The following is a 5,824-nucleotide window of genomic DNA, read 5'->3' as shown; positions in this document are numbered from 1 at the left end:
ATCGAATATGAAACAATCAACCGGACCGCGCTCACAGCGGCCTAAGACCCCAAGTCAACAAAAGCCGGGGCAGTCCCCATCGATTTCAGAAATTGCTCGTTGCCCACGAAGGTTTCTGTGCGTCCCAGGGCGAAGACTGCCCCGAAAAGCACCGCAAACCCCACCAACATGGCAATGTTTGCCCATTTGTTCTTGAACATTGACCACATACCCAAGATCATGACGATCGCCATCGCCGAGACCATCAGCAAAGCCATCCAGAAGTTGCTCAGGTTGAAATAAAAGTGGTCAATTGATCGGACCATCGACATCGACAAGACCCACATCAGCCCGAGGCTGACCAGCAAGATGACGCCGAACTTAACATACATTCGCGCTGATCCGGACCCGGCATGCCCATCAGCATGCCCAGACTGGTTCCGGTCGTACTTTTCTTCACTCATGACAAACTCCTTATTGAGTCCCCAAACACCCCGGCTCCTGCGGAAGTACGAAGCGGGGTGTTGTGGATTTTGGCAGTTGACCCGGACGTGCATCCAAGCCCAGGTGTGCACGGAAGTGACGTGAGACTAGCCCCGTGCGGACAGCAGTTCCTGACAAGCCTGCTCGCACCGGCGGCAGGACTCAGCACAGACCCGGCAGTGCTCATACATTCGGTCGTGCTGTTCGCATTCGTCCCCGCAGGCTTTACACGCTGTGCGGCAGGCTTCAAGGCCGGCTCGGTGAGATTGGCGTCATACCCCGTGTGCCTGGACAGGATGTTCCCCGTGGTCGCGCAGATGTCGGCGCAGTCGAGGTTGGTGCGGATGCACTTGGTCAGCTCCGAAACCATTTCCTCGCTCAGGCAGGCATCGGCACAGCCGGTGCAGGTCTGAGAGCATTCGAAACATGCCTCAATGCAGGCAAACCAGTTTCTCCTTGTCCACCCCGCCAAGATCCTTCGGGTAAGTACCGAGCATGGACCTGACATGATGCGTCATTGTTTTCTCCTTTATTTTGGGGGCACAACAGAGCCATAAAGGGCGCCGGCGGTTTACTCATTACTGATTACGCGTTGATTACGCGGACCGCTTCTGAGCGGCCCAGACGCCCCGGAACCTGAGACGCAACGGCGGCTAACCGCACGCCGAGAAAGAGGGCGGGCGATAGGGCCCGGTTTTACGTCCGGCTGATAGACAGGGCCGTCAGGGACGGTGCGAGACGATCGGGTTTCTCCCGCGCGAGATCGAACCATCCAGGCAACTTACGCCCGCCATAAGCGGTAACCTCCGCTGCCGGGGTGGGAAGCGCCTCCGGGGCATCAGGGACAAACCGGTGTGACGGAGTAACTATTTTCGGGGCACCCGACTGCCGTTCGCAACAGGCATGACGTGAAGACGCCACTACAGGATGGGCCATCGCCGACGCAGGGTCTCCAACCTGTATGGCCCGCTCCGACGTAACCGGGACGGACGCGCCCGTCATCCCGGGATGTTCCATCGCCATGCATAGGGCGGTGGCGAACGGCATTGCCAGAGTGATCAACAGTGCAAGACCCAGCACGGCCCGCACAACCGCAGACACGGTCGTGCCTGTTCGGCCAAGCGTTGGTCTCGCGATGGGTCGGCCCTCCGGTTTCGCCGGTCAATCTATGCTCACCTTAGTAAAAGGTCAGCATACTTACTAGCCGCCTGTCTGCCGGTTCCGAACGTGTTCTCGGAAAACAACAGCTATTCAAGACAAACTTTCGGCTCATCTGGAGCCTGGGAGAGGGTGCGGAAACACCGGGCGACACATGGCGACGCTGGTTCAAAGAGGCGCCGGTCGGGATAGTTACCGTGATTTGGAGCAGGCCCGGCCACTGTCAGCCGAAGGACTCCTTGTGGACGCAAACAGCAATCTGTCGGGAAAAGCGGCCGCCTGATTCAGGGCGGCATTCATCCAGAGTTCTGCGCATCCAGGGAAGTCCGCCTCGGTTCCCGTGCGGAATGTCAGTGACGGCGCGGGCTGCGTGTTCCTGTTGCGATTGTCCATCCATACATGTGTAGCGCAGTCGGCTCGCTTCGTGTCCCTGGGCTAAGCGAGGAATAGAACGTATCTTGCAAACGATCGTTCGCGAGACACTACTGCGCGTGTTCGGCACATCTTGGAACTACGCGAGCAATTCTGTAAAGCTTGCCGTGTACGCGCCTATGTAATCCTCAGTAGGGTTGGTGATACGTTGCTGAGATGCGCGTAGGATACGGGCGGGTCTCTACCCGTGATCAGCACCCCGAGGCCCAGCATGATGCCCTGGCCGCGGCTGGCTGCGACCAGGTGTTCGTTGATGTGGCTTCGGGAAAGCTTGCCCGCCGGCCTGAACTGGACAAGGCCCTGCTCTCGGCCAACCGGGCAGGGGACCAACTCGTGGTGACCAAACTAGACCGACTCGGCCGGTCATTGGAAAACCTCATCGAGGTCTCCAGGACTCTCCAGGAGCGCGGGGTTGATTTGGTGGTCCTGGACCAAAGCATCGATACGTCCACCGCGATGGGGCGAATGTTCTTCCAGATCCTTGGCTCAATCGCCGAGTTCGAACATGCTCTGATGTCCGAACGGACCCGTGATGGTCTGGCCGCGGCGAGGGCGCGTGGGCGGACCGGCGGGCAGAAAGCCAAGCTCGGCCCGCGCCAGGTGAAGCTGGCGCGGGAAATGTATGAAGAAAAGGGCGCCGACGGGAAGCGGACTCACACGGTGGAGCAGATTGCCCAGGAATTCGGCGTCACCCGGCCCACGATCTACCGGCACCTCGCGAAACCATGACCTGCCGGCCGGTCGGGGAACAAAACACCGGCATGTCCGTGGGGGCAAGAGCCCCGCGCGGATATCGCGCAGTCTGAAAAGTTGCGGCTTGTGCAGGGCAGTGTAGAGCGGAATGCCGTTTCGTGCAGGCGAGTTCTGACACCTCGGTATCCATACCCGTCTGCACAACCCCGGAAACACGAGGCCAGCTGTGCAGACGGGTACTGAAATTGACATCGACCCGGCATTCTCGATTCGAGACTTTCTCGGAATCCTTCGTTTTCAAGAATCTGCATAGCCCGTCCGTGGAGCTTCTCGCTATTGGTATTAGCTCCTATCATCTGTTCATGGGGATCGAGGATGAACTGCACAAACATCTGCAAGCGCTAACTCGAGACCGGACTGCTAACTGCACAGGACATCTACTCCGCGCCGCTTCAAATGGAAGCGCGAGGGCCATCAAAGTTGCCATCGGCATACTTACTGTGGCCTCACTCCTGACCGGGTGCTCCAGCCCACCACCGGACAAGCCGTTCATCGAGGACGTTCGCGCTAACGCGTCCTTCTTCAGTACCTATAGTGACGAGTCCTTAATCGAACTCGCCCATTACATTTGCGAAATGCGGCGCGACGGCGTCTCATACGGTGAGATTCGCAACGGGCTCATAAAGCCTGACGATACCCCCGAGTTTGAGGTTCAGGTGGCGTTCGTCTTGGCTAGGTCAATCAGCCACTACTGCCCGGATCAGGCTCCTTAGTTCACGTTCAGGGAGATTCCGCACCCCCGTCCTCCCCTGGGGCCCGAGTCATGCGGGGCGGGGACTGCCCGACATTCCACGCTTCCATATTCAAGGAACTGGGACACCGTCGACAGCGAGGGCCGCCGAAGCCCGGACCAACCGAAAGCGGGGTCACTTCACCATTCACCAGCTTGGCAGCGCAGATTCGTCGCGGTGTCCAAACCACCGTGCACAGATATGGTGATGACCATGACAAGCCCCACACCACACGAGGACTCGCTGCTGGCACTGGCATTCTCCCTCCGGGCCAATCCAGGCGCTTATTCAGTATTGGTCGGGGCCGGCGTTTCGGCCGCCAGCGGTATCCCGACCACCTGGGGAGTGATGACCGATCTCATCGATCGTCTTGCAGTTCTCATGGGCGAAGAGGAGCCAGCTGAACACGAACGGTGGTACACAGAACGTTACGGCGAGCCCCTGAGCTACCAGTCCATCCTGGAGAAGCTCGCCCCTGCTCCTCTGGAGCGCCAACGACTCCTGCGATCCTATTTCGAACCGGCAGACCCGGCGTCGTCAGCCAAGCAGCCAACGCTCGCCCATCGTGCCCTCGCCCGGCTGGTGAAGGCGGGCATCATCCGCGTTCTCGTCACCCTGAACTTCGACAGGCTCATTGAACAAGCTATCCGCGCCGAGGGGATGGAGCCCACTATCGTCGCGTCCGCCGCCGACGCCGAAGGGCTCGCGCCTCTTCACACGCTGGATTGCTGTGTGGTCCATCTCCACGGGGACTACCTGAATCCGTCAACAATGCTGAACACCGTCAACGAGCTCGCGTCGTACGAGCCGGCAATGCTTGACCTGCTGCACCGGTCCTGGCTGATTATGGACTGATAGTCGCTGGCTGGTCCGGGGTCCATGATCCAGCCCTGATTGACGCGATCAAGACGCAATATCCGGGCCGTTACACACTTTCCTGGGTTGAGCCGGGTACCCAGGAACAACGGGCGGCCGAGTTTCGGACGCTCAAGAAGGGCGCTTTAGTGCCCACTGACGCCGACACGGCATTCGGGTTCCTGGCTGACTCCGTCGCCGCGCTGAACAGTCGCCGGGCACGTCATCCCCTAACGGCCACGGTTGCCTCGGAAACAGCGAAAAGGGAACTGTCAGGCCAGTGGGTCGCCATCGGTCTCCACGACCGGCTGTCCACAGAATTTGAGGCACTTCACCGGCTGCCCGAGTTTCCCACTGCCGATAATCCGCAGGAAGCCCCCGACGGGTACGCAGCGATGCTGGACCGCATAGAAGAAGCCAGCAAAGTACCTGTGGCACTCGTTTGTGCCCTCGCCTACTGGGGCAATGAAAAGACCGACGTCTGGTGGACCGACGAAATCGAGCGGTTCAGCAGGCAACTGCGTGCCGGCGGGTGGACAAAGCTGCTCAAACTCCGGCTCGTTGCAGGCTCTGCCCTTTATTACGCCGCCGGGATCTCCGCTGTCGCTTCAAAACGGTACGGCCTGCTTGCCCAACTGCTCAGCCGTCAACGCTCCAACCCTTTCAACGACCGGCAGGAAAGGCTTGCAGAGGTGCTCGAAGCCGACGGGGCACTCGATGGCAGCCCGCCACGGCTGTACAAGTTCCTTCGGCCTCTTCTTTCGGAGTCGCTTGTAGCCGGATCCGAGCGGCTGGAAGACGCCTGGCAAACCTTTGAGGTGCTGCGAATGGCTGTGCTGGTTATCAACCACCCGGAGTTTAGGGAGTTGCTGAGCCAGCTTGAAGCAGACCGAATGGAGGTATACAACGCCCAATTCAGCCTCGAAGATGCCGAACAATCTGGAGGGGACGTCAAGCATTGGCGGAAGGTCCATGCGGCAGCGGTTCAATCATGTGACGACACTTTGGGCCGGATGGGGGACCTAGCAATAGTTCGCAGACCTCATATTTTGGCCACTGACTATGTAGCCGGTCAGCGGTGGAAGTCCCCGGTGGCGGATCGACTTGCCTCGGAGTTGATCGCTGAAGGCAACGATCATCCTTTGATCAGGGACGACGTAGCAGACAGTGCATTGGGACTGTCTACCGGGCTCCTGGTCGTGAGTCTGGCCGTTGGCCGCAGGGCAAGTGAACTGTCCTGGAAGGGTGCTGCCGGCGGAATAGGACCTGACGAACTTTGGATTGATTCCGCATCGCAAACGTAGCTTATAGAGAGTTCTACAGGGTTCTAAGGAAATACTGATTTGTTCATAGAAGGGTCAAGTCCCGAGGAGTGGTGTAACGGTTGATCCTTCGCTTATGTGCTGAGGGCCATGATCGTGTCGGTGTCCACC

At 59.2% G+C, this 5,824-nt stretch carries 5 protein-coding genes and 1 pseudogene; 4 read left to right on the top strand and 2 right to left on the bottom strand.

Annotation, left to right across the window (positions count from 1 at the left end; all coding sequences use genetic code 11):
* Positions 1-41 precede the first annotated feature (41 nt).
* On the bottom strand, positions 42-443 hold the full coding sequence (locus tag PV772_RS22710; protein WP_347887668.1) for a hypothetical protein: 402 nt from the start codon (positions 441-443) through the stop codon (positions 42-44).
* 126 nt (positions 444-569) lie between these two features.
* A pseudogene (locus tag PV772_RS22705) lies at positions 570-980 on the bottom strand (four-helix bundle copper-binding protein).
* A gap of 1,228 nt (positions 981-2,208) precedes the next feature.
* Between PV772_RS22705 and PV772_RS22700 the strand changes: the two are divergent.
* The 4 genes from PV772_RS22700 to PV772_RS22685 all read left to right on the top strand — a co-directional run bounded on the left by PV772_RS22700 (position 2,209) and on the right by PV772_RS22685 (position 5,695).
* Positions 2,209-2,781: a recombinase family protein gene (locus PV772_RS22700; RefSeq protein ID WP_347887667.1), complete on the top strand. Its 573-nt coding sequence runs from the start codon at positions 2,209-2,211 to the stop codon at positions 2,779-2,781.
* Positions 2,782-3,107: 326 nt separating this feature from the next.
* Positions 3,108-3,518 carry a DUF732 domain-containing protein gene (locus PV772_RS22695; protein WP_347887666.1) on the top strand — a complete coding sequence of 137 codons (411 nt, stop codon included), beginning with the start codon at positions 3,108-3,110 and terminating at the stop codon, positions 3,516-3,518.
* Between the two features lie 231 nt (positions 3,519-3,749).
* Positions 3,750-4,391: an SIR2 family protein gene (locus PV772_RS22690; protein ID WP_347887665.1), complete on the top strand. Its 642-nt coding sequence runs from the start codon at positions 3,750-3,752 to the stop codon at positions 4,389-4,391.
* A gap of 149 nt (positions 4,392-4,540) precedes the next feature.
* Positions 4,541-5,695: a hypothetical protein gene (locus PV772_RS22685; protein WP_347887664.1), complete on the top strand. Its 1,155-nt coding sequence runs from the start codon at positions 4,541-4,543 to the stop codon at positions 5,693-5,695.
* Positions 5,696-5,824: the final 129 nt, after the last annotated feature.

The sequence above is a fragment of the Pseudarthrobacter sp. CC12 genome, assembly GCF_039907755.1.
Taxonomy (GTDB): domain Bacteria; phylum Actinomycetota; class Actinomycetes; order Actinomycetales; family Micrococcaceae; genus Arthrobacter; species Arthrobacter niigatensis.
The sequence above is the reverse complement of the archived record's forward strand: the minus strand, read 5'-3'. Positions and strand labels throughout refer to the sequence as shown.